Below are 26,176 nucleotides of genomic sequence, written 5' to 3'. Positions count from 1 at the left end.
CGGAGTCCCGGTAAATGGTTTTAACTTTCACTTTAGTCAGAGGTAGATATGCAAATTAGTTCAGTTGGTGTCATCGGGGCCGGTACCATGGGGAACGGCATTGCCCAGGTCTTCGCAGCGTCCGGATTCAAGGTCATTCTGCATGACATTGCCGACGCCCCACTGCAGCGCGGCCTGGATACGATCAACAAAAGTCTCGATCGCATGCTGAAGAAAGAGAAGATCAGCGAAGCGGACAAATCAGCCACCCTGGACAACATCACCGGTGTCACCGACCTGGCCAAACTGGCCGATGTGGACCTGGTGGTGGAAGCGGCCAGCGAAAATCTGGAGATCAAATGCAAAATCTTCCAGGAGCTGGATCGTATCTGTAAACCGGAGGCGGTACTGGCCACCAACACCTCATCCATATCCCTGACCCGCATTGCCCGGGAGACAGCTCGCCCGGAAAAGGTGATCGGCATGCACTTCATGAATCCGGTTCCGGTCATGAAACTGGTGGAAGTGATCCGCGCCCTGCAGACCAGCGACGAGGTTTACCAGTTGATTGATCAGCTCTCCAAAAAGATCGGCAAGGTGCCGGTGGAGGTCAATGACAGCCCGGGATTTGTCTCCAACCGCATCCTGCTGCCGATGATCAACGAGGCGATTTACACCCTGTACGAAGGCGTGGCTACTGTTGAAGCGATTGATGAGGTGATGAAACTGGGCATGAACCACCCTATGGGGCCGCTGGCCCTGGCCGACCTGATCGGTCTGGATACCTGCCTCTCCATTATGGAGGTGCTGCATGAGGGATTGGGGGATACCAAATACCGCCCCTGCCCCCTGCTCCGCCGGATGGTGGATGCAGGTTATCTGGGACGTAAAAGTGGCAAAGGTTTCTACGACTACTGATCACCTGATGGCGGTCGGGTGGCTCGCCATCCCGACCGCTTGCCCAGCCAGGGCTCCCCGCCAGAAACCGGCAACCATGGCAAGCAGAACCTCCTGACTGACAACCCAAACGAGGCCATTATGGAATTTGAAAACATCCTCCTGGAACAGGTGGAAACCGGCATCTACCAGCTGACGGTAAACCGCCCGCGCAGCTTCAATGCACTCAACAGCGCCACCCTGGACGAGATTTACGCCGCCGGGGAACAGATCGCCAACACCCCGGACGCCCGTGTGCTGCTGGTCACCGGTGCGGGAGAGAAAGCCTTCGTGGCGGGTGCCGATATCTCGGAGATGCAGAACAAGAGCGCCATCGAGGGGCAGGTATTCTCCCAGAAAGGGATGCGCGCCTTCCGACGCCTGGAGACTCTGGATATTCCGGTTATCGCCGTGGTCAACGGTTACTGTCTGGGGGGCGGCTGCGAACTGGCCATGAGCTGCGACTGGATCATCGCCTCGGAACGCGCCCAGTTCGGCCAACCGGAAGTGAGCCTGGGGGTGACCCCCGGTTTTGGTGGCAGCCAGCGCCTGACCCGGTTGATCGGCCGCGCCAAGGCGATGGAAATGCTGGTTACCGGACAGCAGATCAAGGCCGATCAGGCATTGACCTGGGGCCTGGTCAATCACGTCCATGCAGCAGAAGAACTGATGGAGAAGGCGCTGGAGACCGCCCGGCAGATAATCCAGAAAGGGCCGATTGCAGTGCGGCTAGTGAAACAGGCGGTACAACGCGGCCAGGATATGGATCTGGATAACGCCTGCGTGCTGGAGAGCGAAGTATTTGGTCTCTGCTTCTCTACAGACGATCAGAAAGAGGGCATGGGAGCCTTCCTGGAGAAGCGCAAAGCGGATTTCCAGGCTCGATGAAAAGACAATTTTGCGCCCGCCTGGCCCAATGACTGACCGCTCCCCTTTCCGGGAGCGGTTTTTTTGTGTCGCACCGGATAGGTTCTGACAGCGGCTATGGCCAACCCAGCCAGGGAACCGCGCCATGCTTAACGGCGAAAACGGAACAGTAACATGACTTGTACGGCGCCGACTGATATAAACAATGCATCGGAATCGCCGGGAGCCAGGCAGCAGCACCCGATCCACCTATCAAAAAACGATAAGGCAGAGGCATTCCGGCGCAATTTCTGATCTATTCCACCGACCCGGGAGCAGCGGTCGACAGCAGACTATTTAATACAGGGATTGATTTCTCTGATCAGGGTCTGCATATCAGATTGAATCCGACTCGGACGGAGACTTTTCAGCAACCATATATAACTGTTAATTCAATTAGTTATACAGATAAAAAAAGTCTTTCAAGAAACTATTGACCCGGTCATGGTTTTTATTTAGTGTTAGCTGCAATTACGTTTACGTTAACGTAATTTAATAAACAATAATATAAATGTATCAGGACGATACTCTATTAGAATGATTCGGGTAGCACCCCTGATTCAGGAGACACGCAATGCCGCTTAAAGATATTCTGGTACACGCAGACTCTTCAGCAAAAAGCGAAAAACGCTTCAAGCTGGGTTTGAAACTCGCCAAGCGTCATGGCGCCACCCTCTTCTGTCTCTACACCCAGGTAATGCCACTCTCCCTGGGGTTGAGTAACAACAAAGACAAGCGTCGCAAACTGCATGACAAAGCGGCCCAGGAGATCTTTGCCAAGTACCAGAAACTGGCGGACAAGGCAGAAGTGGAACTGGTCACGGAAGTCTCCAAGCTGCCCAATTCAGAGGATGATGTCACCAAACAGCTGATCCATGCAGCTCAGCACATGGATCTTACAATCATCAGCCAGTATCACCACAAGACCGCGGCCGGCATTCTCCCCCCTGACCTGGCGGAGCAACTGGTACTCCAGAGCGGGCGCCCGGCCCTGATCGTGCCCTATGCGGGCGACTTCAAGGATGTGGGAAAGCGCGTCCTGGTGGCCTGGAACACCGGCAGAGAGTCGGTTCGGGCGGTCAATGACGCCATCCCGCTCATCCAGAATGCCAACAAGGTCAACGTGATCGCGATCAATCCGAATCAGGGCAAAAAACGCCATGGCGAGAACCCGGCGGAAGATATTACGCAACATCTGGTACGCCATGGCATTAAGGCAACATCCGAACACCTGACCACGAAAGACGTGGACCCGGCCAATATGCTGCTCTCTTGTGCAGCGGATGAAAGTGCGGATCTGCTGGTGATGGGCGCCTATGGTCACCACAGGTTGCAGGAGTTGATCCTGGGTGGGGTGACCCGCGCCATGCTGAAGAACATGGCAATACCTGTACTGATGGCGCACTAACAACCCGGTTCAGGCAAATATGATCCGGTAACCATTAATAATAAATATTACTTTAATAAGAGGCAGGCTGAGAAAACACAGGATTAAGGAACACGGTCGACCCGATCAGCCAAACCGAGTTGACCATCGAAACTGTTTACTATAGCGTTGCCAGATAATATTGACGTTTACGTCAACGTAATTAATAGACTCATAATAAGAATTTAGTAATTGCTTCAGGGCAATTAGTCGTTTTTTGCACCCAGACCATTCTGGATAACCGTACGCTTTTAGCGACAAAACGAGGAGTGAGGATATGACTGTAGGCATAGCCATGCCAGGCAGGTACCCCTTGGATTGTCTTCTTTACACCATGAAGGCAGGCCAATGAACGATAAGAACCCATTACTTGAAGTCCGCGACGTCACTTTGACTTTCGGTGGTGTGCGCGCTTTGAGCAACGTCAAGTTCAGTGTCAACAAGGGCGAACTGTTCTCCATCATCGGCCCCAACGGCGCGGGAAAGACCTCGATGCTCAACTGCGTTTCGGGACGTTACAACCCGAATCAGGGTCAGATCATTTTCAAAGGTCAGGACATCACCAAGCTGCGGCCGAACGATCGCTGTACCCTTGGTATGGGCCGAACCTTCCAGAACCTGGCGCTGTTCAGTCACATGACCGTCCTCGACAACATCATGGTCGGGCGTCATCACCTGCTGAAAAACAACTTCATCACCGGTCCGCTCTACTGGTTCTCCGGTGCCCAGAAGGAGGAGCTGACGCACCGTCGTGAAGTGGAGGATATCATCGACTTCCTGGAGATCAGCCACATCCGCAAATCGGTTGCCGGCACCCTCTCCTATGGTCTGCGCAAACGGGTCGAGCTGGCCCGGGCGATTGCATTGCGCCCGGACCTGATCCTGCTCGATGAACCCATGGCCGGCATGAACCTGGAAGAGAAAGAGGACATGGCCCGCTACATCAACGACCTGAATGAAGAGTGGGGCATGACCGTGATCATGATTGAACATGACATGGGCGTGGTGATGGATATCTCGCACCGTGTCATGGTGTTGGATTTCGGTAAAAAAATTGCCGAGGGGCTGCCGGAAGAAGTGATGGCGGATCCCTATGTCAAGAAAGCCTACCTCGGCGAAGAGGTGGACGAAGAGACCTCGGTGAATGACGGCAAAGAGAAAAGCGCATGAGTAAAGCACTGATCGCCAATTATCCCGATATAAAAAAGTACGACACTTTTCCCAAGCTGCTTGCCTACAATGCCCAGCAATGGCCCGACGAAGTGGCCATGCGTGAAAAAGAGTTCGGAATCTGGAACGAATTCACCTGGCGTGATTACCACACCACGGTGAAGCAGATGGCCTTGGGCATGTACGCCATGGGCATCAGGCGGGGGGATGTTGTCGGTGTGATCGGCGACAACCGGCCGGAATGGCTGCACGCCGAGATCGCCGCCCACGCCATCGGTGCCATGAGCCTGGGTATCTACCAGGACTCCATGAACCAGGAAGTCGCCTACCTGATCAACTACGCCGAAGCCAAACTGATCATGGCTGAGGATGAGGAGCAGGTCGACAAGCTGCTGGAGATCACCGAAGAGTGCCCCTGCGTCAAGCACATCGCCTACCATGACCCCCGGGGCATGCGTAAATATGAAGATGACCGCCTGATGAGCCAGGAGACCCTGCTCGAGATGGGCGTGAAGCTCGACCAGGAACAACCCGATCTCTATGACAAGCTGGTTGCCGAGGGCAAGGGTGAGGATGTGGGCGTACTCTGTACCACATCCGGTACCACTTCCCATCCCAAGATGGCCATGTTGCAGACCGGTCCCTTCCTGGATCACTGCTCCGCCTACCTGCGGGCTGACCCAAAGTATCCATCGGACGACTATGTCTCCATGTTGCCCCTGCCCTGGATTATGGAGCAGGTGTACGCGGTAGCCCAGTCACTGATCAGTCGCATCACGGTCAACTTCGTGGAAGGGACCGAGACCATGATGAGTGATATGCGTGAAATCGGCCCGACTTTTGTCCTGCTGGCACCCAGAATCTGGGAGAGCATCTCCGCGGACGTTAAATCGCGCATGATGGATGCCACCCCCCTGAAACAGAAACTCTACAACTACGGCATGAAGATCGGCATGGAGGCGCTGGAGCGTGGTGAACGATCACCGCTGGCCCACTTCCTGCTTTTCCGTGCCCTCAAGGACCGCCTGGGATTCACCAACCTGCGCTCAGCCGCTACCGGTGGTGCCGCGCTGGGACCGGACACGTTCAAGTTTTTCCTGGCCATGGGGGTTCCCCTGCGTCAGCTGTATGGCCAGACCGAATTGGGCGGTGCCTATACCATCCATGCTGAAAATGATGTGGATTTCGACAGTGTCGGCCTGCCCTTCGATAATACCGAGATCAGGATTCACGAACCGGACGACCAGGGTGTGGGGGAAATTGTCGCACGCAACTCCGGTATGTTCCTCGGCTACTACAAGGATGAGGAGGCGTCCAAAAAGGATGTGCGGGATGGCTGGATGTACACCGGTGACGCCGGTTACATCAAGAAGGATAATGGCCACCTGGTGGTGATCGACCGTATCAAGGATATCGCCACCACCACCAACAACATTCACTTCTCTCCCCAGTTCATTGAGAACAAACTGAAGTTCTCTCCGTTCGTGGCGGAGGCGGTCATTCTGGGCGACAAGAAGCCCTACCTCACCGCAATCATCTGCATACGCTATGGCATTGTCGCCAAGTGGGCTGAACAGAAAGGCATCGCATTCACCAACTACACCAGCCTCTCTACTCAGGAGGCGGTCTATGATCTGCTTCAAAAAGAGGTTGAAGGGGTCAACGCGACCCTGCCCGAGGCGCACAAAATTCAGCGTTTCGTACTGCTCTACAAGGAGCTGGACGCGGATGATGGCGAACTGACCCGGACCCGGAAAGTACGCCGCTCGGTGATCTCCGAGAAATATAAAGAGATTATCGATGCTATCTACAGCGACACCGATTCGGTTCACGTCGATACCATGATTACTTTCCAGGATGGTACCAAGTCCCGGATTGTCACGGATCTGAAACTGATCAGTCTGACAGATCCATCTTCATCGGCTGCGGCCTGAGGAGAAAGACCATGAATTACGAGTTGTTAGGCCAACTACTGGTTAATGGAGCCATTATCGGCACCCTCTACGGGGTTGTCGCGATGTGTTTCGTACTCATCTACAAATCCACCCAGGTGGTCAACTTCGCCCAGGGCGAATTCCTCCTGATTGGCGCCTGGGTCTGCTGGGCCCTGCTGGTGAAATTCAACCTGCCGTTCTGGATCGGTTTCCCGGTCACACTGCTGTTCATGATGGTGTTCGGCATCGTGCTGCAGGTGGTGGTGCTGCGTCCCATGATTGGCGAACCGGTGATCTCCGTGATCATGCTGACCATCGGCCTGTCGATCTTCTTCCAGGCTGCCATGGGCTGGATGTTCGGGGTATTCGCGGAACCCTATCCGCAAATTTTTGAAAACGAAGCGATGAACATTCTGGGGCTGCAGGTCCAGACCGCGTATATCATGAGTCTGATCATCTCGGTCATTATCATGGTCGGCTTCTACTACTTCTTTAAGTATTCCCGTATGGGCCTGGCCATGCGCGCAACCGCGTTCGATCAGCAGGTGGCGCAGAGCCTGGGAATCTCGGTCAAGCAGGTGTTTGCCATGGCCTGGGCCATCTCGGCCATGGTTTCCGCCCTCGCCGGCGTGGTTGTGGGTATGGTCAACGGCGTCTCTTCCGCCCTCTCCTTCTTCGGCATCAAGGTGTTCCCGGCGGTCATTCTGGGCGGCCTGGACTCGATCGTTGGTGCCATTGTCGGCGGGCTGATCATCGGCATCCTGGAGAACCTGGCGGAGTTTGTCGACAGTCAGTGGCTCAACCTGGGCAACCTCTACACGGTCGCGCCGTTCTACATTCTGGTGATCATCCTGATGATCAAACCGTACGGCCTGTTTGGCACTAAAGATATTGAGAGGATATAAGTATGGCTGGCGGCGGACATTCCCAAATGCGTTGTGGTGAGTTCAGAACCACCTACAAAGCAGATACCACCATTTTTCCCACACCCATGTCACGTAATGTGGCCATTGCAACTGTGGTGCTGTTACTGGGTGCGCCCTTTGTACTGGATGCCTACCTGCTGAACCTGATGATTCAGATTGGTTACTACGGCATCGCGGCCCTGGGTCTGAATATCCTGGTCGGATTCACCGGACAGATCTCCCTGGGCCACGCGGCGTTCTTCGGCTTTGGCGCCTTTGCTTCGGCCTGGCTGAATAACACCACCGGCATCCCGGTGTTTCTGACGATCCCTCTGGCGGGCCTGATGACCACTGCGGTCGGCCTGATCTTCGGTATACCGGCCGGACGTATCAAGGGTCTCTACCTGGCCATCGCCACCCTGGCATCCCAGTTTATTCTGGAGGATTTTTTCGCCCGGGCAGACTGGTTTACCGGTGGTTCTGCCGGCTCCATGGCCAACCCGTTCAGCCTGTTCGGCTACGAGTTCTTCACCGATGAGACCTTCTTCTATGTAGTGCTCTTCTGGGTGGTCATCATGTTCCTGCTGGGCGCCAACCTGATGCGCACCCGGGACGGACGGGCCTTTATCGCGGTACGGGACCACTACCTGTCCGCCGAGATCATGGGTATCAATCTGACCAAGTACCGGATACTCTCGTTTGGTATCTCCTCATTTTATGCCGGCATCGGTGGCGCCCTGTTCGGCCACTATCTGGGGTTCGTCTCGGTGGAAGGATTCACCATTCTGCTCTCCATCCAGTTCCTGGGCATGGTCATCATCGGCGGTCTCGGCTCGGTGATGGGTACCCTGCTCGGTACGGCCTTTATGGTGTTGCTGCCGGAAGTGATGGAGACCGTGGTTAACGTCATGCCGTCTGGCGGTGGCGATGCACTGGCCTATATTAAAGAGATGTCCATCGGTCTGGCGATTATCCTGTTCCTGATATTTGAGCCGGACGGACTGGCCCATCGCTGGAAGATGATCAAATCATACTGGAAACTCTATCCGTTCAGTTACTGACGGATGGAAACCACTGGTTTGAGTCTGAAATACAGGCGGGGAACCAGTAAAAAATCATCTCGCCGTCCTTGTGAGGGATTCGGCGGGGGAAGAATTACCGGATTGACCCACGGGTCTTTTTGGTAGCCCGGGCCATATGCACAGCCCGGTATGGCGATCAGCCAGAGGATAACCCAGCAGCGCGAGTAATCGCCTGTGACGGTGTCAATAACACGGGGGAGGATCACCCCACAACATGCCCATCGGGTATTTGAGGATGAAGAATATGCATAAAAATATAATTTCTATCGCGGTTAGCTCCGCTCTTCTGGCTTTTGGCGCAGGTAATGTTGTGGCCGAGGAGTCCATTCAGGTTGGTCATCTGGCCGCTTACACCGGCCCGACCTCTGATGTCGGCAAACCCTATGGCCAGGGTATCGCCGATGCCATGAGTTACATCAACGCACATGGCGGCATCAACGGCAAGATGCTCGATTTTGACACGGTCGACTACTCCTACAACGCACCACGCGCCGTATCCACCTACAAAAAATGGATGTCGGGAAACAAGCCTGTCGCCATTCAGGGCTGGGGCACAGCGGATACCGAGGCACTGGTTAAATTCGTAACGCGGGACAAGATCTTCTTCATGTCCGCTTCCTACTCCAGTCACCTGACCGACCCCACGGGTAAGTCCAAGTACGTCAAGTCTCCGGCTCCCTATAACTTCTTCTACGGCCCTTCCTATTCTGACGGCTGTCGTGCCGTGGTGCAGTGGGCTGCTGAAGACTGGAAGAACAAAGGTGGTCAGGGCACGCCCAAGTACGTCCACATGGGTGACAACCACCCCTACCCCAACTCTCCCAAAGTGGCTTGCGAAGCCTATGCCAAAGAGCTGGGATTCGAGGTCCTGAACCCGATTGTCTACTCCCTGAAACCGGGTGATTTCAAGGCACAGTGCCTGTCCCTGAAAGATTCCGGCGCCAACTATGCCTACCTGGCCAACACCTCCGGTTCCAACATTTCGCTGTTGAAATCCTGTAAAACCGTCGGTGTGGATACCCAGTTCCTCTCCAACATCTGGGGTTGGGATGAGAACGCCATGAAAGCCACCGGCAGCGATGGCAATGGTCTGGCCTGGGTTGTAGCCGCATCCACTTGGTATGACGATGTCCCCGGTATGAAGACCGTTAAAGAGATCTCCAAGATCTCCGACCCCAGTGGCGAGGAAGCACGTCCGCTGCACTACATGCGTGGTGTCTGTACCGCCATGTTCATGCGTGATGCCATGCTGGCTGCTGACAAGGCCGGCAAGATCACCGGCCCCACTCTGAAGGCCGCCATGGAGAAGATGACGGATCATGTACCCGCCGGTATGGAAGGTGTTTGCGCACCACACACCTGGACCGATCAGGATCACCGTGGAAACCTGAATGTGATGGTCTATCGCAGCATTGATGGTGATACGCTGAAGATGGAAAAGATTTACACTGCTGATCTGCCACGTCGCGACGACTGGCTCGGCATGTAATTGACGGTCATGGTGGACCCTGCGGGGTCCACCATCCAGCCGCTGTTAATAACACGTTTCAACGGGCATTGTGAAAATAGAGGCCGAGTGCGATGGGTGAACCCATAAAGAAAATTGAAACCGAAGAGCCGATTCTTACCGTCAATAATATTGAAGTTGTGTATGACGATGTGATCCTGGTACTACGTGGCGTCAGCCTGGAAGTGCCGGAGGGTAAGATCGTGACCCTGCTCGGCCCCAACGGTGCAGGAAAATCAACCACACTCAAGGCGATATCCGGCCTGCTGAAGACCGAAGATGGTGAAGTTACCCGGGGTGAAATCACCTTTATGGGGGAACAGATCAATAACCAGGCGCCTGAGGATATTGTCCGTAAAGGTATCTTCCAGATCATGGAGGGTCGCCGGATTATCGAGGACATGACCGTTATTGAAAATCTCCGCCTGGGGGCCTACACCCGAAAGGCCAGCAGCCGGGAGATCAATGACGATATCGAAATGGTATTCAACTACTTCCCACGCCTGAAGGAGCGTACCGGCCTGGCCGGCTATCTCTCTGGTGGTGAACAACAGATGCTCGCTATCGGACGCGCCCTGATGGCTAAGCCCAAACTGATTCTGTTTGATGAGCCATCCATGGGCCTCTCTCCCCTGCTGGTGAAAGAGGTGTTTAATATCATCAAGACCATCAACCGGGACCAGGGCATCACCATGGTTCTGGTGGAACAGAACGCCAACATGGCTTTGCGTCACGCCTCCTATGGGTACATTATGGAGTCTGGTAAAATCGTCCTCGATGGTACCCAGGAAGGACTGCTCAACAACGAAGATGTGAAAGAGTTCTATCTTGGTGGTGGCGAAGGAGATCGTAAATCATTCAAGAACCTCAAGTCATACAAGCGGCGCAAGCGCTGGTTGTAATCACTGAGCAATCGGCAGTGCCCTATGCGGGACTGCCGCCCGATCCGCCATGACCGGACTGACCCGAAGACATTGCATCCCGGTCAATCCGGTGACAGGTTACATGAAGTTTTTAACCCGTAGTGTAGTGATCCTATTTATTATCCAATCCAGCTAAAGGCCCATATCCGATGACCGAGTTTTACGATCACCTGGAAACCCGTGATCAGAAGCAGCGCCAGGAGGCGCTGATCGAGGCGGTGGCTGCCCAAGTCGCCCACGCCAAGGCCGAGGCACCCGCCTATAGCCGTATTCTCGCGGACGTTGATCCGGCCGACATCACCAGCGCGGAAGCGATCACCCGGCTGCCACTGACCCGAAAGTCGGCTCTGATCGAGATGCAGCAGAACGCCCGCCCGTTTGGCGGTTTGGCGGCGGCCAAAGCGCCCCGGCTTGCCTACGTGTTCGCCTCGCCTGGGCCCATCTACGAGCCGGGTTCAAAACGCTCGGACTTCTGGCGTTTTGCCCGGGCACTGTTTGCGGCCGGCTTCAGAACCGGTGAACTGGTGCATAACTGCTTCTCCTACCATTTTGTACCCGCCGGCGCCATGGTCGATAGTGGAGCCCATGCCCTGGGCTGCTCGGTAATTCCGGCAGGTGTCGGGCAGACCGAACTGCAGGTGCAAACCATCGCCGATCTCCGACCGGATGGTTACGTCGGAACCCCCTCCTTCCTCAAGATCATCCTGGAAAAAGCGGACGATATGGGGGCGGATGTGAGCAGCCTGAAGAAGGCGTTGGTATCCGGTGAAGCACTGCCACCGCCATTGCGCGAAGGATTCAGCAAACGGGGCATCAAAGTGTTGCAGTGTTACGCCACCGCCGACCTGGGTGTAATCGCCTATGAGACCGACGCAATGGAGGGCCTGGTTATCGATGAAGGGGTCTATGTGGAGATTGTCCGCCCGGGCACCGGAGAGCCGGTTGCCGATGGCGAAGTCGGCGAAGTCGTGGTCACCAGCCTCAACCCGGACTATCCGCTGATCCGTTTTGCAACCGGCGATCTCTCCGCCATCATGCCGGGGATCAGTCCCTGTGGACGTACCAACCGTCGCATCAAGGGCTGGATGGGACGTGCTGACCAGACTGCCAAGGTGCGGGGTATGTTTATCCACCCGGAACAGGTGGACCGGGTTGTCAAACGTCATCCGGAGATCCGTAAAGCACGCCTGGTGGTTGACTGGGTAAACGAAAGTGATCAGTTGACCCTGCAGTTTGAAGCCGACAGCAGCTCCGCTGAGTTGGAGCAGGCGATTGCCGATAGTATCCGGGATGTCTGCAAAGTGCGCGGCGAAGCCAAACCGGTAGCACCCGGGACGCTGCCGAACGATGGCAAGGTGATAGACGATACCCGCCAATACGACTGAACCGATTCTCCAGTTACCCACTACCCGGAAACTGGAACATTGACACCCCCCGCTGCGATCCCGCAGCGAAGGTGGGTTCGGAACGCCAGCCCCTCGGTTGTTTGCGGCACCAACAGCACCCGCGGTTTAAAACCCATTAAGTGACAAATCGTGCTAATCTGCGGATCCGGTGGTGGACCTTGTCGGCAGCGGGTCTACGCTCGACACGGCAGACCTGAACACCGTAGCATTTCAACCAGAGAACAGGCTAATCTTCATCAGGGCTGAATAGAACCATGAAAAACCAAAGTTTTCTCGCCGGCTACCGGGTACTGGACCTGTCCCAGTATATTCCGGGGCCGTTTGCCACCCGGATGCTCTCCGACCTCGGCGCAGATGTAATCAAAATCGAACCGCCACGCGGCGACCCGATGCGTAACTTCATGCTATCGGATAACGCCACACCTTCGGCGCTCTATCGGCATCTGAATCGTGGCAAGCGGGTGGTCAAACTGGATCTGAAGTCCGACCAGGGTAAAGCGGAGCTGAGCCGCCTGCTGAAAAACGCCGATGTGCTGCTGGAAGCGTTCCGGCCCGGCGTTATGGATCGACTCGGTTTCGACCGGGCCCGATTGGAACAACTCAATCCGCAACTGGTCCATTGCGCCCTTTCCGGTTACGGGCAGAATGGCCCCTACCGTGACCACGCCGGCCACGACCTGAACTACTGCGCCGCCAGTGGGGCCCTCAGCGCCACCGGCACCCTGGCACAGCCCATGATCATCTTCCCGCCGTTGGCCGATCATGCCGGTGCCATGCAGGCGGTGGCCGCTATTCAATCGGCCCTGCTTGGCCGGGCCAAGAGTGGTAAGGGGGCGTTTATCGACATCAGTCTGTTCGATTCGGCCATGGCACTACAGTACCTGGGACTGAGTGAGGCGAAGGAGAGCGCGGGTGTACAACGGGAACAACTGCTGCTGAATGGTGGCGCCGCCTGTTACAACATCTATCAGACCGCCGACAACCAGTTCCTGGCCCTGGCGCCACTGGAGGCCAAATTCTGGCGCGCATTCTGTGAAGCGGTGGATCGCCCCGCCTGGATACCCCGCCAACTGGAGAACATGCCCCAGACCGTCCTGATCGAAGAGTTACGGGAGCTGTTCCTCTCCCAACCCCTGGAACACTGGCAGCGTCTGCTGGGTGAAGTGGATTGCTGCTTTGAGACCATACCCAGTCTGGATCAGACCAAGCACCACCCACAGGTGGAAGCCCGGGGTTTGCTGAACGATTGGGAGCCAGCTTATCCGGCCTGGATCAACGGCGCCCCCTGTCGCCTACCCAACCCGCTGGTGGAGGTCGGCGATGGAGAGAGTGTCAACTGGTTTACCGAGGATCACCCAGAGTAACCGGTTCTGCCGACTGTCGGAGCATTGAGACCGCTCCGGCAATCGGCAGTAGATGTTGTTGATCTACCCTGTTTCTCCCCTAGCCAATCTTGATCGACGGCAGTACCGGCTTGTCCAGTTTTATCTTCTTATCCGGGGCGATCACCCGGGCGTCTCCCTTGGCCACCAGTACGCCATCCTGGTTGTGTACCTGGCAATCCAGTGCCACATGGCGTTTGGTATCATCCAGCTTTCCGGTCACGGTCAACTTTACGGTGACCTCATCACCGGGCCGCACCGGCCGGCGAAATTGCAGATTCTGCTCCAGATAGATGGTGCCGGGACCAGGTAATACGGTCGCTACCGCAGCCGAGACCACCGAACCGGTCCACATGCCGTGGGCAATGCGCCCCTTGAACGGGGTTTCCTGAGCAAACTCATCGTCCAGGTGTACCGGATTCACGTCACCGGAGATCTGGGCAAACAGTATCAGATCATCATGCTGTAAAGATTTACTGAAACTGGCGGTCGTACCGACCTCCAATTCGCTATAGGGTATGTTTTCCATTGTAGCCATAGGCACTCCCTCTTGTTCCAAACACAGTCAACCCAGTAAAAAAATAACTTCAGAAACTACCCTTTTTCATTCCCTGTTTTTCATGCCAGGGCCAGCCCCGGAAGAAACGCGGATCTGCTCAGTTAGCGGCAGTGCTGTGGCTGACCACTCCCCATTCCCTGTTGCCGCCGAACCGGTGTATCAAGCAGAACACCCTATACCGCGTGGCCCAGCTTGCGCAGATGCTGTCTGACATTCTGCTCAGCCAATGGTAGCAATTTCTGATCGACGCCACGGTAGAGACGCTTCACTATCTGATCCAGATCATCCCCGGCGTTCAGCATGGCGACAATCTGCGCCTCCCGCTCCTGCCGATGTTGCAGGGTTTTCTCCAGCACATGGGTGCCACCCATCGGGATACCGTGAGATGAGACAACCACTCCGGGTTGCAGATCGATAATCCGTTGCAGGGTGTCAAAATAGTCCTGCATATCTCCTTCCGGCTCCGGGATCACCACGGTAGCCATGGGCTGCACCAGATCCGCCACAAAGAACCAGGACATATCCTCCGGCGCCAGGCCGATCATGCCGTCATCGTGTCCCGGCAGCTCATAACAGTGCACATCCCGGCCCAGCCACTGGGTCAGTTGATCTCCCTCCTGCACATGCCTGACCTCGATACCGTCCAGGTAGTCGGCACCATTACGCTCCAGCAGGCGTTGCCGGGTGTTTTTTGAACAGAGCATGGGCAGGCCAAGCTGGCGGGCGATGTCAGGGGCCCGCTCATGGTGGTCCGGGTGGTGATGGGTGATCAGGATGCCGTCCACCGGGTGATCCTTCAGGGTATTGAACATCCGCTCCAGCACCTGATCGGAGGCCGGTGCCGGATCCACCAGGTAGCGCGGCGCATCACCATCACCAATCATCAGGGCGTAGGTATATTCCGCTGGTGGCAGTGTGTTGGACGGGGTGGGTATATATCCAAGTCCACGAATCAGCTCAAGATAGGCCAGTTCACGCTCTTCATCATACTCCAGGTTGAAGGGCTCAATCGGACTGCTGGCCATATCCCGGGCCAGGGCACGGGCAGTGTGCATGATCGGCACTACCATCATCCCTTCACCCGATTCGTAGCGGGCCAGGAACTCATCTTTATGCAGCCAGCCGGACCAGGCAATCTCATTCACGTCGGGACGGAACAGCGCCTTGGATTTCAGTACGACCTTGTAATAGTGGGCGTGGAAACGGACCCGTTCGAACGCCGGCGTGACGGCAACCCCGATCAGATCGATCTCCTCCACCTGGTTCTGTTCGATCGCCTGTTCCAGATCGAAGCCCAGCTCCTCATCCAGCTCCCGGACCAGCGCCCGGATTCGCTCCGGTCTGAATTCGGCCAATTGCGGATGCTGGTAAACAAAGCCGGCGTCCTCTTCATCCACCTTCCCGCCGGGAAAGGCGTAATAGCCCGGGAAGGCACGCAGATAGTTCTGGCGTTTGATGACAAAGACTTCATCACCATGGACGAGTACGGCGGTTACGGCTTCACGCATGATATCTTCCCGATTCAGTTTTGTTTCGGATGATACCATAGCGACCCCGCAGCCGGCATAAACGCCTATCTATTCAATGGTATTATCCTCCCGCGACTGAAGCCGGGTTACCGGGATCAGGGCTAGTCCGGCAGCCAGCCGGCGGCGGCTTGCAAGGGCCGTTGACTGCCCGGGCGACTGACCCAGGCGACCAGGGCGTGGCGTGCCGCATCCCGCGAACGGGCCTCAGGCAGTGTCATTTGCCAGCGTAAATCGGTGGAATCACGGCTATTCAGCTCCAAAACGACGAACTCATGGGCCAGTTGACGCCCCCGGTTCTCCCCCGCCGCCACCGTACTGGTCAGACCGAACGCTACGACGGCCAGATGCAGACGCGCCCCGTTAACCGTTTTATCCGTCGGCATAAAACGGGCCGACAGCTGGTCTCCCGCAATCTCCAGCGTCAATTCACCGACTCTCTCATCCGCCACCACGGGACGTTGTCGAAAACCGCCCCGCCACTCTTTGCCATTCACCAGTATCCCCGGTGTATAGACCGCTCCTATCGCCCCCTCTTTCCGATAGCGATACTGCCGTTGGGAGAATTGCGGCTGGGCAAACCGGTCCTGCCAGCCGATGTAGTCCCAGTAGTCCACATGAAAGGCGAGCGGTATCACATCGCGCCACAGGGTGGCCATTTCCAGATAACCGTTCAGCCAGGCCTCCGCCGGGGGGCAGCTGCTGCACCCCTCCGAGGTGTACAGCTCCACCAGGTTGACCCGTTGTTCACCGCTACTGATGCGCACGGTTTCAGCCGCCAGATCAGCGGCCAGCAACAGCCCCATCAGTACGCATAAACGACCCAGGGTTACCCTGTTCATGACGGCTCCTCCTCATGGAAGTGGTGATGACGCTGAAAAGGGGATATTTTCCGTAGCCGGTACATCAGACCGGACCGGATAGCGGCCGGTATCCGGAACAGCATCAAGCCCAGAAACAGCCCCAGGTAGAGCAACGGCGGCAGAACGTCCGCCCTGACCAGCCAGAGATAGTGAAGCGCCCCGCCCAATCCGGCGATGTAGACCAGCCGGTGCAGCCGTTTCCAGCGCCGCCCACCCAGCCATCGAATGATCCTGTTATGGGAAGTGGCCGCCAGGGGAATCAACAGCAGAAAGGTAGCAAACCCGAGCGTTATATAGGGACGTTTCAGTACATCGGTCAGAATCTCCCCTAAATCCAACCCCTGGTCCAGCACCGCATAGGTGCTGAAATGGAGCAGTGCATAGAGAAAGCTGAGCAGACCGATCAGGCGGCGAAAACGAACCCAGTCGCTGATCCCGGTGACCTGGCAGAGAGGTGTAATGGCCAGGGTAAGCAACAGCAGACGCAGCGCCCAGAGACCGGTCTGGTGGATAATGGTCTCCACCGGATTGGCACCCAGGGCATCCCGGGTAGCGTCCAGCACCAGCAGGCCCAGGGGCACCAGCAACAGCATAGCCAGCAACGGTTTCAGCAGCCAGTTAATAACCCCTGTTCGCGTCATCTTATGCGGCCCCGGTCAGAAATATTTTTTCAGATCCATCCCGCGGTAGAGTGACGCCACCTGATCCCCGTATCCGTTGAACATCAGGGTCTCCTGCTTCAACCAGTCACCGATACGTCGCTCCTTCTTCTGGCTCCAGCGGGGGTGATCCACCTGGGGATTCACATTGGAATAGAAACCGTACTCGGCGGGCTGCAACTGGTTCCAGGTGCTGGCCGGCTGTTCCTCGGTAAAGCTGATCCGGACAATGGATTTGATACTCTTGAAACCGTATTTCCAGGGCACCACCAGACGCAGCGGCGCGCCGTTCTGATTTGGCAACTCGGCACCATACATACCAACCGCCAGGATGGTCAGGGGATGCATCGCCTCATCCATACGTAACCCCTCCCGGTAGGGCCACTCCAGTACCCGGCGCTGCTGCCCGGGCATACGCTCCGGATCGTACAGGGTTTCGAAGGCGACATACTTCGCCTTTGAAGTTGGCTGGAAGCGCTTCAATGCAGCGCCCAGGGGAAAACCGACCCAGGGGATCACCATCGACCAGGCCTCCACACAGCGCAATCGATAGATACGCTCCTCCAGGGCATGGGGACGCAGGAAATCCTCCAGGTCGTAACTGCCCGGTTTTTCACAGGCCCCATCCACCACCACCGACCAGGGACGGGGCGCAAACTCCCGGGCATGTTTTTCCGGATCACGCTTGTCTGTACCGAACTCGTAAAAGTTGTTGTAGCCGGTGGCGTCCTGGTAATCGGTCAGTTTCTCATCACTGCTGAACGGACTCGACACCAGTTCGCCAAACCGGGCCCCGGCAGGCGCCTCTGCCCAGGAGCGCTTCATCCATGGCAAACCCACCATTGACCCAACCAGCCCAACCCCCAGCAATCCGCTGTCACGGATAAACTGTCGCCGTTTCAGGTAGACCGACTGGTCGGTGATTTCAGATGATTTTATGACCTCGGGCTTTTTGATCAGCATTTGGTTTTCCCCATACAAGTAAGGTTGTCAATTCCTGGCACATGGGAGAGTGTGGCGAAAACGGGTAGCACCAAGATCACCAAATCATCACAATTTGATAACAAATGGCAGCGCAGACCGCCCCGCCTAACTGCTAGCCTCTCCGCTCCACCATCCGGTAACACGGCTGTCCCCCTGCCCCCCCGATTGGCGTACACTATTCCCCAAACAGAATCAACTGGCGGTTTTAACATGACAATGATGAAGGCACTGGTAAAAAAGCAGGCTGGAACCGGTATCTGGCTGGAGCAGGTTCCGCGACCGACCATCGGCATCAATGATGTGCTGATCAGGATAAAGCGGACCGCCATCTGTGGTACCGACATGCACATCTACAACTGGGACAGCTGGGCCCAGCAGACTATCCCGGTGCCCATGGTGGTGGGCCATGAGTTTGTCGGTGAGATCGTGGAGGTGGGCAGTAACGTGATCGACTTCCACCCCGGTGAGATCGTCTCCGGTGAAGGCCATGTGGTGTGCGGTCGCTGTCGCAACTGCATGGCGGGCCGGCGTCACCTGTGCGCCCACACCAGCGGTATCGGCGTCAACCGCACCGGTGCCTTTGCCGAGTACCTGGCCCTGCCCATGTCCAACGTCTGGGAACACCGGCCCGGTATCGATCTGGATGTGGCGTCCATCTTCGATCCGTTCGGAAACGCCGTGCACACCGCGTTGCAGTTCGACCTGCTGGGGGAGGATGTACTGATTACCGGCGCCGGTCCTATCGGCGCTATGGCGGCGGCGGTCTGCAAGCACGCGGGAGCCCGCCATGTGGTGATCACCGACGTCAATCCCTGGCGCCTGGAACTGGCCAAACGACTGGGGGCGGATCGTACAGTGGATGTCCGTACAGAGAGCCTGGAGGCGGTCAAACAGGAGCTGAATATGAGCGAGGGCTTCGATGTGGGACTGGAGATGTCCGGCAGTGCGGAGGCATTCAACCAGATGATTGCCCACATGTGCCACGGCGGCAAGATCGCCCTGCTGGGTATTATCAGCGAAGATACCCGGATCGACTGGAACAAGGTGATATTCAACATGCTCACCATCAAGGGTGTCTATGGCCGGGAGATGTACGAGACCTGGTACAAGATGTCGGTGTTCATCGAGGCGGGCCTGGATATCTCGCCCATCATCACTCACCACTTCCACTACAGCGAGTTTCAGGCCGGTTTTGACGCCATGCTGTCGGGGCAGGCCGGCAAAGTGATACTCAACTGGGAAGAGTAGCGCAAACAGCGTCCGGCCAGTCCGGGCATCCCAAAAAATCAACAGGCCGGGAAACACCATGTACGGCGATTTTCAGCAACATCTGCAACAGCAACTCAATCAGATCCGTGACGCCGGACTCTACAAGGATGAGCGGGTCATCTCCTCGCCCCAGGGGGCCCACGTGTCGGTCAACCAGGATCGGGAGATTCTCAATCTCTGCGCCAACAACTATCTTGGCCTGGCCCAGCACCCGGCGATCCGGCAGGCGGCGGCGGAAGGTCTGGAGAGCTGGGGCTACGGACTCGCCTCGGTGCGCTTTATCTGCGGCACCCAGACCATCCATAAGACCCTGGAGGCCCGCCTGAGCCGGTTTCTCGGCATGCAGGACACCATCCTCTACCCCTCCTGTTTCGACGCCAACGGCGGCCTGTTCGAAACCCTGCTGGGGGAAGAGGATGCGGTTATTTCCGACGAACTTAACCACGCCTCCATTATCGACGGTGTACGGCTCTGTCGCGCCCGCCGCTACCGTTACAAAAACAACGACATGGCCGATCTGGAGCAGCAGCTGCAACAGGCCGACGCAGCCGGCGCCCGTTTCAAGCTGATCACCACCGACGGGGTCTTCTCCATGGATGGCTACTATGCCCAACTGGACAGGATCTGCGACCTGGCCGAGCAGTACCACGCCCTGGTCCACGTGGACGACAGCCACGCGGTGGGTTTTGTCGGCAAAAGCGGACGGGGCACCCATGAGTATTGCCACTGCATGGAACGGGTGGATATCACCACCGGTACCCTGGGCAAGGCCCTGGGCGGCGCCAGCGGTGGTTACACCAGCGGCCGCCGGGAAATCATCGAACTGCTGCGCCAGCGCTCCCGCCCCTATCTGTTCTCCAACACCGTAGCGCCACCGGTGGTGGCGGGGGCCATCGCCGCCCTGGATCTGCTGGAATCCTCCGCTGAACTGCGGGAGCGGCTGGAGCAGAACACCCGACTGTTCCGCAGCGGCCTGGAGCAGGTCGGCTTTGATCTGCTGCCGGGCTCACACCCCATCGTGCCGATCATGCTCTATGACGCACCGAAGGCGGTGGAGTTTGCCCGGCGCATGCTGGATCAGGGTGTCTACGTGGTGGCCTTCTCGTTTCCGGTGGTACCCCAGGGACGGGCGCGCATCCGCACCCAGATCTCCGCCGCCCATACCCCCGATGACCTGGCATTCGCCATTGAGGCCTTCACCAGGGTCAAAACGGATATGGGGATCTGACCGGCCATCTCAGGCCCGGGCATAGAGCCGCTGCAACAGCTCATAGGCTTCACGGATACGGATAAAGCGAGCCGGCTCACCCCCCTTGTCCGGGTGATGCTGCGCAATCAGTTGCCGGTAGTTGCGCTGTATGGTGGACCATGACGGCACCTCGTCGGGTGCCAGCCCCAGCTGTTGGAGCGCTTCGGCACGCTGATCAAAGGCGTGAAAGCGACTCCAGAAGCCCTGCAGCAGAGCCGCCACATCGGCCTCGGATGTGCGTGCCAGGTTGTCCCACTCCAGGTAGTAACGGCGCAGCGGTTCATCCTGGCTGGGGGTGGAGCTATCGCCCCTATCCTCCTCCCCACAGGACGTCAGCCGAATGGAGAGCGGATCAATGTGCAGTACGACCCCCTCCTCCTGGAGCAGCCTGTCCCGTAGCTGATAGAGCGCATTCATGACCAGGAAATGCTTCTGAAACAGTCCAAGGTTGCCAGCCGGCTCCTTCTCGGCAAGCAACCCGGTCTGCTGTAACTGTTTTATCAGCCCGTGCTCGCTCACCCCGTCAGGAGTGGCCCGCAGCAGAGACAGGATGGATGGGATCAGCGGGTTGTCATACATAGCGTCATTATCCATACTTTCAGACCAGATCCCTACCTGCAGCGGAACCTGAATCCATGTGTACCCTGGTGATTCTGTTTCAACCCGACACCCGCTGGCCCCTGATTATGGCGGGCAACCGGGACGAGATGCGTGACCGCCCGGCCATGCCACCCGCACAGCACTGGCCGGCCCAGCCGGCGGTGACAGCCGGGCTGGATCAACTGGGCGGCGGCACCTGGCTGGGAATGAACCAATACGGCGTGGTGGCCAGTATCATGAACCGGGAAGGGACCCTGGGTCCGCTGGCGGGAAAAAAGAGTCGTGGTGATCTGGTGTTGCAGGCACTGCAACACACCAGTGCGGAGGCGGCACAACGGGCCATGGGCGCCCTGGCAGCCGATGCGTACCGGGCATTTAACCTGTTTATCGGGGACCGGACACAGGGCTTCTGGCTGCGTAGCCAGGATCACGGGGAGAATTCCCGGCTGGAGTGCTTTGAGATTGAACCGGGGTTGCATATGCTCACCTCCCGGGAGCTGGATGATGTCAGCCACCCGCGCATTCGCCACTGGCTGCCCCGGTTCCGCTCGGCCACACCACCCCGTCCGGAACAGCAGTCCTGGCAGGCGTGGAGAGCGCTGTTGTCCGCCCGATCGGCGGGTGATCCGGCCACTCCCCATGCCGCCATGAATATGGACCTGCCGGGCGGTTTCGCCACCGTCTCCAGTTCCCTGATTGCCCTGCCCCGCTCACCAGGACAGGATGATCCCGTCTGGCTCTATGCGGACGGCGCACCCGATCAGGCGGAGTTTGTACCGATCAACGTGGCCAGTTGATGCCGGCAGGCAGGTGGATTGAGCCAGCACAATGGTCCGGCAACTGGCCCAATTAACCCGCTGCTGGTGGGAACTTCACTAAACTAAAGGTAAAATCAGCTTTTGATGGCAGCTGAAAAGCTGTTGATGAATCGGCTAAGAAGGGGAGATGTATGCAGTTTACAGGAATACGTCGTCGTTGGTGGACCGGCCTCATTGGCATTGGCCTGATGATTGCCGGGGTAAACGCCCACGCTGAGGATTGGGTTTACACCGTGGTACCCGGCGACAACCTGTGGAACTTCTGTCAGAAGTACCTGCACAAAGTGGGTTACTGGAAACAGCTTCAGCAGATCAACCGTATTGAAAACCCCCGACGGATGCGGCCGGGCTCCCGGGTCAAGGTCCCGATGAAGTGGATCAGGGTCAACGCCGCCCACGCCGAGATTGTCACCCTTCGCGGCACTGCCGCACTGCTCAGACCCGATGGTACCCGTGACACTGAGCTCGCTCCCGGCAGCCGTATCTCCCTGGGGGACCAGTTGGAGACCGGGCCGGAGAGTAACGTCACTGTGCGCTTTGCCGATCAGTCCCTGATCACCCTGCACGCCCAGAGCAGCATCCGTTTCGACCACCTGTCGGCCTATGGAGAGACCGGCATGGTGGATACCCGTCTGCACCTGATCAAGGGGCGTAGTGATACCCGTATCACTCCGGCCAGTGGCCCCGGCAGCCGCTTCGAGATCCACACTCCCTCCGCCATCAGCGCGGTGCGTGGCACCGAGTACCGGCTCTCCAATCGCCCCCAGCTTCAGGCCTCCACCTTCGAGGTGCTGAAGGGCCAGGTGGCGGTCTCGGGCGATCAGCAGACCCGCCTGCTGCCGGCCAGCTACGGAACCCGGGTAGAAGCGGGCAAGCCGCCCCTGCCACCGCGTAAACTGCTGCCACCACCCAGCATCGAGCCGCTGCCGGAGAAGATTGAACAGCTGAACTGGCCGGTCACCTGGCAGCCATTGGAGAATGCCCAGGGTTACCGGGCGGAGATCTCCCGGACAGCCGACTTCCTGTCACCGCTCTGGCAGCAACAGGTGAGCAGCACACGGGTGCCCCTGCCGGACCTGCCCGACGGCGATTACTATTTCCGGGTGCGGGGTATTGATGACCTGGAACTGGAGGGACTTCACCAGGTCCAGCCGTTCACCCTGGATGCCCGGCCCCAACCGCCCATCCCCCTATCCCCCAATGATGCGCAACTGTTTCGTGGTCAGCAGCCTGAGCTGAAGTGGAGCGCCTCTTCCGATGCGGTCGGCTATCGGCTGCAGATTGCCACGGACGCGGCATTCGAGAATCTGCTGGTCGACCAGTCGAATCTCACCACCACCCAGTTTGGAACCGGGGAATTGACAGCGCCGGGGGATTACTACTGGCGGCTCTACTCATTCGACGCTTCTGGTGAGCAGGGGCCGGTCAGTGACAGCAGACATTGGCAGATCAAACCGATCCCGGCCAAACCGGAAGCCAGTATGACGGTGACCGAATCGGGCATTACCACCAGTTGGCGGCCCGGTATCGGGGGGCAGCGTTACCAGGTACAGCTGGCGGCCGACCCGGAATTTACCGAACTGCTGCTGGAAGCGTCGCCTGATGAACCCCGGCTGACCCTGCAACCGGTATCTGGCCAGGTACGTTATTTCAGGGTCCGTTACGTGGAGCCGGATGGTTTCGAAGGCCCCTGGGGAGCGACCCAGCGCATCGACCCGACCCCGGACAACAGCTGGATATATCCGGTGTTGACCGGACTGCTGGGCATCCTGCTGCTCTGAATGTAATCCGTCCAGCAGTATCACCCCGACAGCTCGAGCGCCGGCACAGGCTGTAACCTGCTGATCTATCAGAAGCGCCCGGGAAACCGGGCGCCCGATTTTCGTCGATTGATACCGGAGAGACACCCAATCCCATGAACTGTGTTCTGACCGCCTGGGCCAACCACGAAGCTGAACTGCGACGCTATCTGAACAACCGGCTGCAGGATACAACCGTGGCGGAGGATCTGTTGCAGGACACCTTCCTCAAGGCATTGGCGGCCGGCAGTCACTTCTGCACTCTGGAGAACAGCCGCGCCTGGCTGTTCCGGGTGGCAAGAAATCGTCTCATCGACTATCACCGCAGTCACAAGACCCATGAGGCAATCGACGATGAGCATCCCCATGCAGCGGCCCATGAGACACCCATAGTGGATGACCTGAGCCAGTGTCTGCCCCGTGCCCTCCGGGAGTTATCACCGTCGGACAGCGAGGTGATCACCCTGTGTGATATCGAGGGCATCAGCCAGGTGGAGTACGCCCGCATGAAGGGCCTCACCACAGCCGGTGCCAAATCCCGCATCCAGCGGGCCCGACAACGCCTCAAGTCCCACCTGAAGAAAGCCTGTCAGGTGCGTTATGACGAGAATGGCAGCGTCTGCTGCTTCACTCCCCGGCCGCCGGATCCCACCTCCAACCCCTAGACCCCGACAGCCTCACCACCGGTCGACCGGAACGGAATGAAAAAAAACTGCATCCTTCTGCCTTGTGGTTCGTCTACTGATTAGATAATTCTTAGCTATAACGACTATTTGGAGACACCATCGTGAACGACACTACCCGGGAATCGATCCAGGCGCGTCCCGCATCGAAAACCCTCTCCTGGCTGATCGGCCTGGCCGTTGCCGTGCCGGTCTGGTTTCTGATCTATTTTCATCTGACCGATTTCGCCGATCTGATCCTCTCCCTGGTTGGCCTGGATCGTACCACTCACCTGGGCGAGGCCGTCCATTTCTTCTTCTATGACACGCCCAAGGTGCTGCTGCTGCTGATCGGTATCGTCTTCCTGATGGGTATTGTCCAGACCTATTTCGCCCCGGAACGCACCCGCGCCCTGCTGGCGGGCAGACGTCTCGGATTGGGCAACACCCTGGCGGCACTGCTCGGGATCGTCACCCCGTTCTGCTCCTGCTCGGCGGTCCCACTGTTTATCGGCTTCCTCTCCGCCGGTGTACCACTGGGAATCACCTTCTCATTTCTGATCGCCGCACCCATGGTCAATGAGATCGCCCTGGCACTGCTGCTCGGCCTGTTTGGCTGGCAGGTAGCGGCGCTCTATCTTGGCCTGGGACTGACAGTGGCGATTTTTGCCGGTTTAGTGATCGGCCGGCTCGGCATGGAGAAACACCTGCAGGATTGGGTACGGGATATACAGGCTGGCAACAATATGCCGGTCAACAGCGCCGGTTTAAGCTGGGAAGCCCGCTTCCAGGCCGGTTGGCAGCATGTGAAAGAGATTGTGGGTAAAGTCTGGCCCTACATCCTGATCGGTATCGGGGTCGGCGCCGCCATCCATGGTTATGTACCCGAGGACTTCATGGCCTCGTTCATGGGTAAGGAGGCCTGGTGGTCGGTGCCTGCTGCCGTGGTTATGGGCGTACCCATGTACACGAATGCGGCCGGTATCATCCCGGTGGTGGAAGCGCTGATCGGCAAGGGCGCCGCCCTCGGCACCACCCTGGCCTTTATGATGGCGGTGATCGCCCTGTCACTGCCGGAGGTGCTGATTCTGCGCAAAGTGCTCAAGCTGCCACTGATCGCCACCTTTGTCGGTGTCGTCGCCAGCGGCATCCTGGTGGTCGGCTACCTGTTCAACATATTGATCTGATACGGATCACTACTTCGCTTTCGTTTAATCTTTCCGTTAGGAGAACCGCAATGAAGAATATCAAGGTACTCGGCACCGGCTGTGCCAACTGCAAAACCACCCTCCGGCTGATCGAAGAGGCAGCCCAGAGTGCCGGGGTGGAAGTCGCCCTGGAGAAGGTGGAGGAGCTGAGCGAGATCATGCAGTATGGCGTGATGAGCACACCCGGTGTGGTGTTGGATGGGCAGGTGGTCCACGCCGGCGGCATCCCGTCAAAAGAGGCCATTGCGAGCTGGTTGACAGGTGCCGCCCCAGAAGCCGGTTGTTGCAGTGGAGATAGCAGCACAAGCGGCAAGTGCTGTGGCTGAATAGGGCTCGAAAGGGCTCTTCGGCCGGCGACACCCTGTCGGCCGAAGAGCTGTCCCCTGCTCAATTGATCCAGCCACTTCTGCCCGGGATCAATCGC

24 protein-coding genes are annotated in these 26,176 nt (G+C 57.6%); 18 read left to right on the top strand and 6 right to left on the bottom strand.

Annotated elements, in window-relative coordinates; genetic code table 11:
• The first annotated feature begins 48 nt into the window (after window positions 1-48).
• From AAY24_RS02510 to AAY24_RS02460, 11 genes are all read left to right on the top strand, one after another.
• Window positions 49-897, top strand: coding sequence for a 3-hydroxybutyryl-CoA dehydrogenase (locus tag AAY24_RS02510; RefSeq protein ID WP_046858342.1), 849 nt, complete (start codon window positions 49-51; stop codon window positions 895-897).
• 120 nt (window positions 898-1,017) lie between these two features.
• Window positions 1,018-1,803: an enoyl-CoA hydratase-related protein gene (locus tag AAY24_RS02505; RefSeq protein WP_046860954.1), complete on the top strand. Its 786-nt coding sequence runs from the start codon at window positions 1,018-1,020 to the stop codon at window positions 1,801-1,803.
• Between the two features lie 592 nt (window positions 1,804-2,395).
• Window positions 2,396-3,229 carry a universal stress protein gene (locus AAY24_RS02500; RefSeq protein WP_046858341.1) on the top strand — a complete coding sequence of 278 codons (834 nt, stop codon included), beginning with the start codon at window positions 2,396-2,398 and terminating at the stop codon, window positions 3,227-3,229.
• Between the two features lie 366 nt (window positions 3,230-3,595).
• Window positions 3,596-4,417, top strand: a complete 822-nt coding sequence (locus AAY24_RS02495; protein ID WP_046858340.1) for an ABC transporter ATP-binding protein — start codon at window positions 3,596-3,598, stop codon at window positions 4,415-4,417.
• Window positions 4,414-6,351, top strand: a complete 1,938-nt coding sequence (locus tag AAY24_RS02490) for a long-chain fatty acid--CoA ligase (protein ID WP_046858339.1) — start codon at window positions 4,414-4,416, stop codon at window positions 6,349-6,351. Before AAY24_RS02495 ends, AAY24_RS02490 begins: the two co-directional genes overlap by 4 nt.
• Window positions 6,352-6,362: 11 nt before the next feature.
• Window positions 6,363-7,256 (top strand): branched-chain amino acid ABC transporter permease, encoded by an 894-nt coding sequence (locus tag AAY24_RS02485; protein ID WP_046858338.1) that lies wholly within the window; start codon window positions 6,363-6,365, stop codon window positions 7,254-7,256.
• Window positions 7,257-7,258: 2 nt separating this feature from the next.
• The gene (locus AAY24_RS02480) at window positions 7,259-8,317 is read left to right on the top strand and encodes a branched-chain amino acid ABC transporter permease (protein ID WP_082116996.1); all 1,059 of its coding nucleotides are present in this window, start codon (window positions 7,259-7,261) and stop codon (window positions 8,315-8,317) included.
• A 265-nt stretch (window positions 8,318-8,582) separates the two neighbouring features.
• A complete protein-coding gene (locus tag AAY24_RS02475; RefSeq protein WP_046860952.1) occupies window positions 8,583-9,827 on the top strand; it encodes an ABC transporter substrate-binding protein in 1,245 nt (414 codons plus the stop codon).
• A 92-nt stretch (window positions 9,828-9,919) separates the two neighbouring features.
• Complete coding sequence (locus AAY24_RS02470; protein WP_199930470.1) at window positions 9,920-10,747, top strand: ABC transporter ATP-binding protein; 828 nt, start codon at window positions 9,920-9,922, stop codon at window positions 10,745-10,747.
• A 170-nt stretch (window positions 10,748-10,917) separates the two neighbouring features.
• Entirely contained in the window at window positions 10,918-12,153 is a 1,236-nt protein-coding gene (locus AAY24_RS02465) for a phenylacetate--CoA ligase family protein (RefSeq protein WP_046858337.1), read from the top strand.
• Between the two features lie 275 nt (window positions 12,154-12,428).
• The gene (locus AAY24_RS02460; protein WP_046858336.1) at window positions 12,429-13,538 is read left to right on the top strand and encodes a CaiB/BaiF CoA transferase family protein; all 1,110 of its coding nucleotides are present in this window, start codon (window positions 12,429-12,431) and stop codon (window positions 13,536-13,538) included.
• A 79-nt stretch (window positions 13,539-13,617) separates the two neighbouring features.
• Here AAY24_RS02460 and AAY24_RS02455 read toward each other — a convergent pair whose 3' ends face one another.
• The 5 genes from AAY24_RS02455 to msrP form a co-directional block, all read right to left on the bottom strand.
• On the bottom strand, window positions 13,618-14,094 hold the full coding sequence (locus AAY24_RS02455; RefSeq protein WP_046858335.1) for a MaoC/PaaZ C-terminal domain-containing protein: 477 nt from the start codon (window positions 14,092-14,094) through the stop codon (window positions 13,618-13,620).
• 194 nt (window positions 14,095-14,288) lie between these two features.
• On the bottom strand, window positions 14,289-15,623 hold the full coding sequence (locus AAY24_RS02450) for an MBL fold metallo-hydrolase (protein ID WP_199930469.1): 1,335 nt from the start codon (window positions 15,621-15,623) through the stop codon (window positions 14,289-14,291).
• A gap of 122 nt (window positions 15,624-15,745) precedes the next feature.
• Window positions 15,746-16,483 (bottom strand): DUF1223 domain-containing protein, encoded by a 738-nt coding sequence (locus tag AAY24_RS02445; protein WP_052761009.1) that lies wholly within the window; start codon window positions 16,481-16,483, stop codon window positions 15,746-15,748.
• Complete coding sequence (locus AAY24_RS02440; protein ID WP_046858333.1) at window positions 16,480-17,145, bottom strand: protein-methionine-sulfoxide reductase heme-binding subunit MsrQ; 666 nt, start codon at window positions 17,143-17,145, stop codon at window positions 16,480-16,482. The genes AAY24_RS02445 and AAY24_RS02440 overlap by 4 nt, the downstream gene beginning before the upstream one ends.
• Window positions 17,146-17,160: 15 nt before the next feature.
• Window positions 17,161-18,126, bottom strand: coding sequence for a protein-methionine-sulfoxide reductase catalytic subunit MsrP (gene msrP / locus AAY24_RS02435; protein ID WP_046858332.1), 966 nt, complete (start codon window positions 18,124-18,126; stop codon window positions 17,161-17,163).
• A 231-nt stretch (window positions 18,127-18,357) separates the two neighbouring features.
• Between msrP and tdh the strand changes: the two genes are divergently transcribed.
• Both tdh and AAY24_RS02425 read left to right on the top strand, forming a co-directional pair.
• Window positions 18,358-19,395, top strand: coding sequence for an L-threonine 3-dehydrogenase (tdh, locus tag AAY24_RS02430; RefSeq protein WP_470406627.1), 1,038 nt, complete (start codon window positions 18,358-18,360; stop codon window positions 19,393-19,395).
• Between the two features lie 58 nt (window positions 19,396-19,453).
• Window positions 19,454-20,644, top strand: a complete 1,191-nt coding sequence (locus AAY24_RS02425) for a glycine C-acetyltransferase (protein ID WP_046858331.1) — start codon at window positions 19,454-19,456, stop codon at window positions 20,642-20,644.
• 9 nt (window positions 20,645-20,653) lie between these two features.
• Here the strand turns inward: AAY24_RS02425 and AAY24_RS02420 are convergent, their stop codons facing one another.
• A complete protein-coding gene (locus AAY24_RS02420) occupies window positions 20,654-21,259 on the bottom strand; it encodes a DNA-J related domain-containing protein (RefSeq protein WP_046858330.1) in 606 nt (201 codons plus the stop codon).
• A 41-nt stretch (window positions 21,260-21,300) separates the two neighbouring features.
• Here AAY24_RS02420 and AAY24_RS02415 point away from each other — a divergent pair, with 41 nt between their 5' ends.
• The 5 genes from AAY24_RS02415 (at window position 21,301) to AAY24_RS02395 (ending at window position 26,078) form a co-directional block, all read left to right on the top strand.
• On the top strand, window positions 21,301-22,062 hold the full coding sequence (locus AAY24_RS02415) for an NRDE family protein (protein ID WP_046858329.1): 762 nt from the start codon (window positions 21,301-21,303) through the stop codon (window positions 22,060-22,062).
• Window positions 22,063-22,214: 152 nt separating this feature from the next.
• A complete protein-coding gene (locus AAY24_RS02410) occupies window positions 22,215-23,864 on the top strand; it encodes a FecR family protein (protein ID WP_046858328.1) in 1,650 nt (549 codons plus the stop codon).
• 134 nt (window positions 23,865-23,998) lie between these two features.
• A complete protein-coding gene (sigZ, locus tag AAY24_RS02405) occupies window positions 23,999-24,547 on the top strand; it encodes an RNA polymerase sigma factor SigZ (RefSeq protein ID WP_046858327.1) in 549 nt (182 codons plus the stop codon).
• Between the two features lie 122 nt (window positions 24,548-24,669).
• Window positions 24,670-25,731, top strand: a complete 1,062-nt coding sequence (locus AAY24_RS02400; protein ID WP_082116995.1) for a permease — start codon at window positions 24,670-24,672, stop codon at window positions 25,729-25,731.
• 50 nt (window positions 25,732-25,781) lie between these two features.
• Window positions 25,782-26,078: a thioredoxin family protein gene (locus tag AAY24_RS02395; protein ID WP_046858326.1), complete on the top strand. Its 297-nt coding sequence runs from the start codon at window positions 25,782-25,784 to the stop codon at window positions 26,076-26,078.
• Window positions 26,079-26,176 lie beyond the last annotated feature (98 nt).

Source organism: Sedimenticola thiotaurini, from assembly GCF_001007875.1.
Taxonomy (GTDB): domain Bacteria; phylum Pseudomonadota; class Gammaproteobacteria; order Chromatiales; family Chromatiaceae; genus Sedimenticola; species Sedimenticola thiotaurini.
Note: the sequence above shows the minus strand (reverse complement) of the source record. Positions and strands in the feature narration are given on the sequence as shown.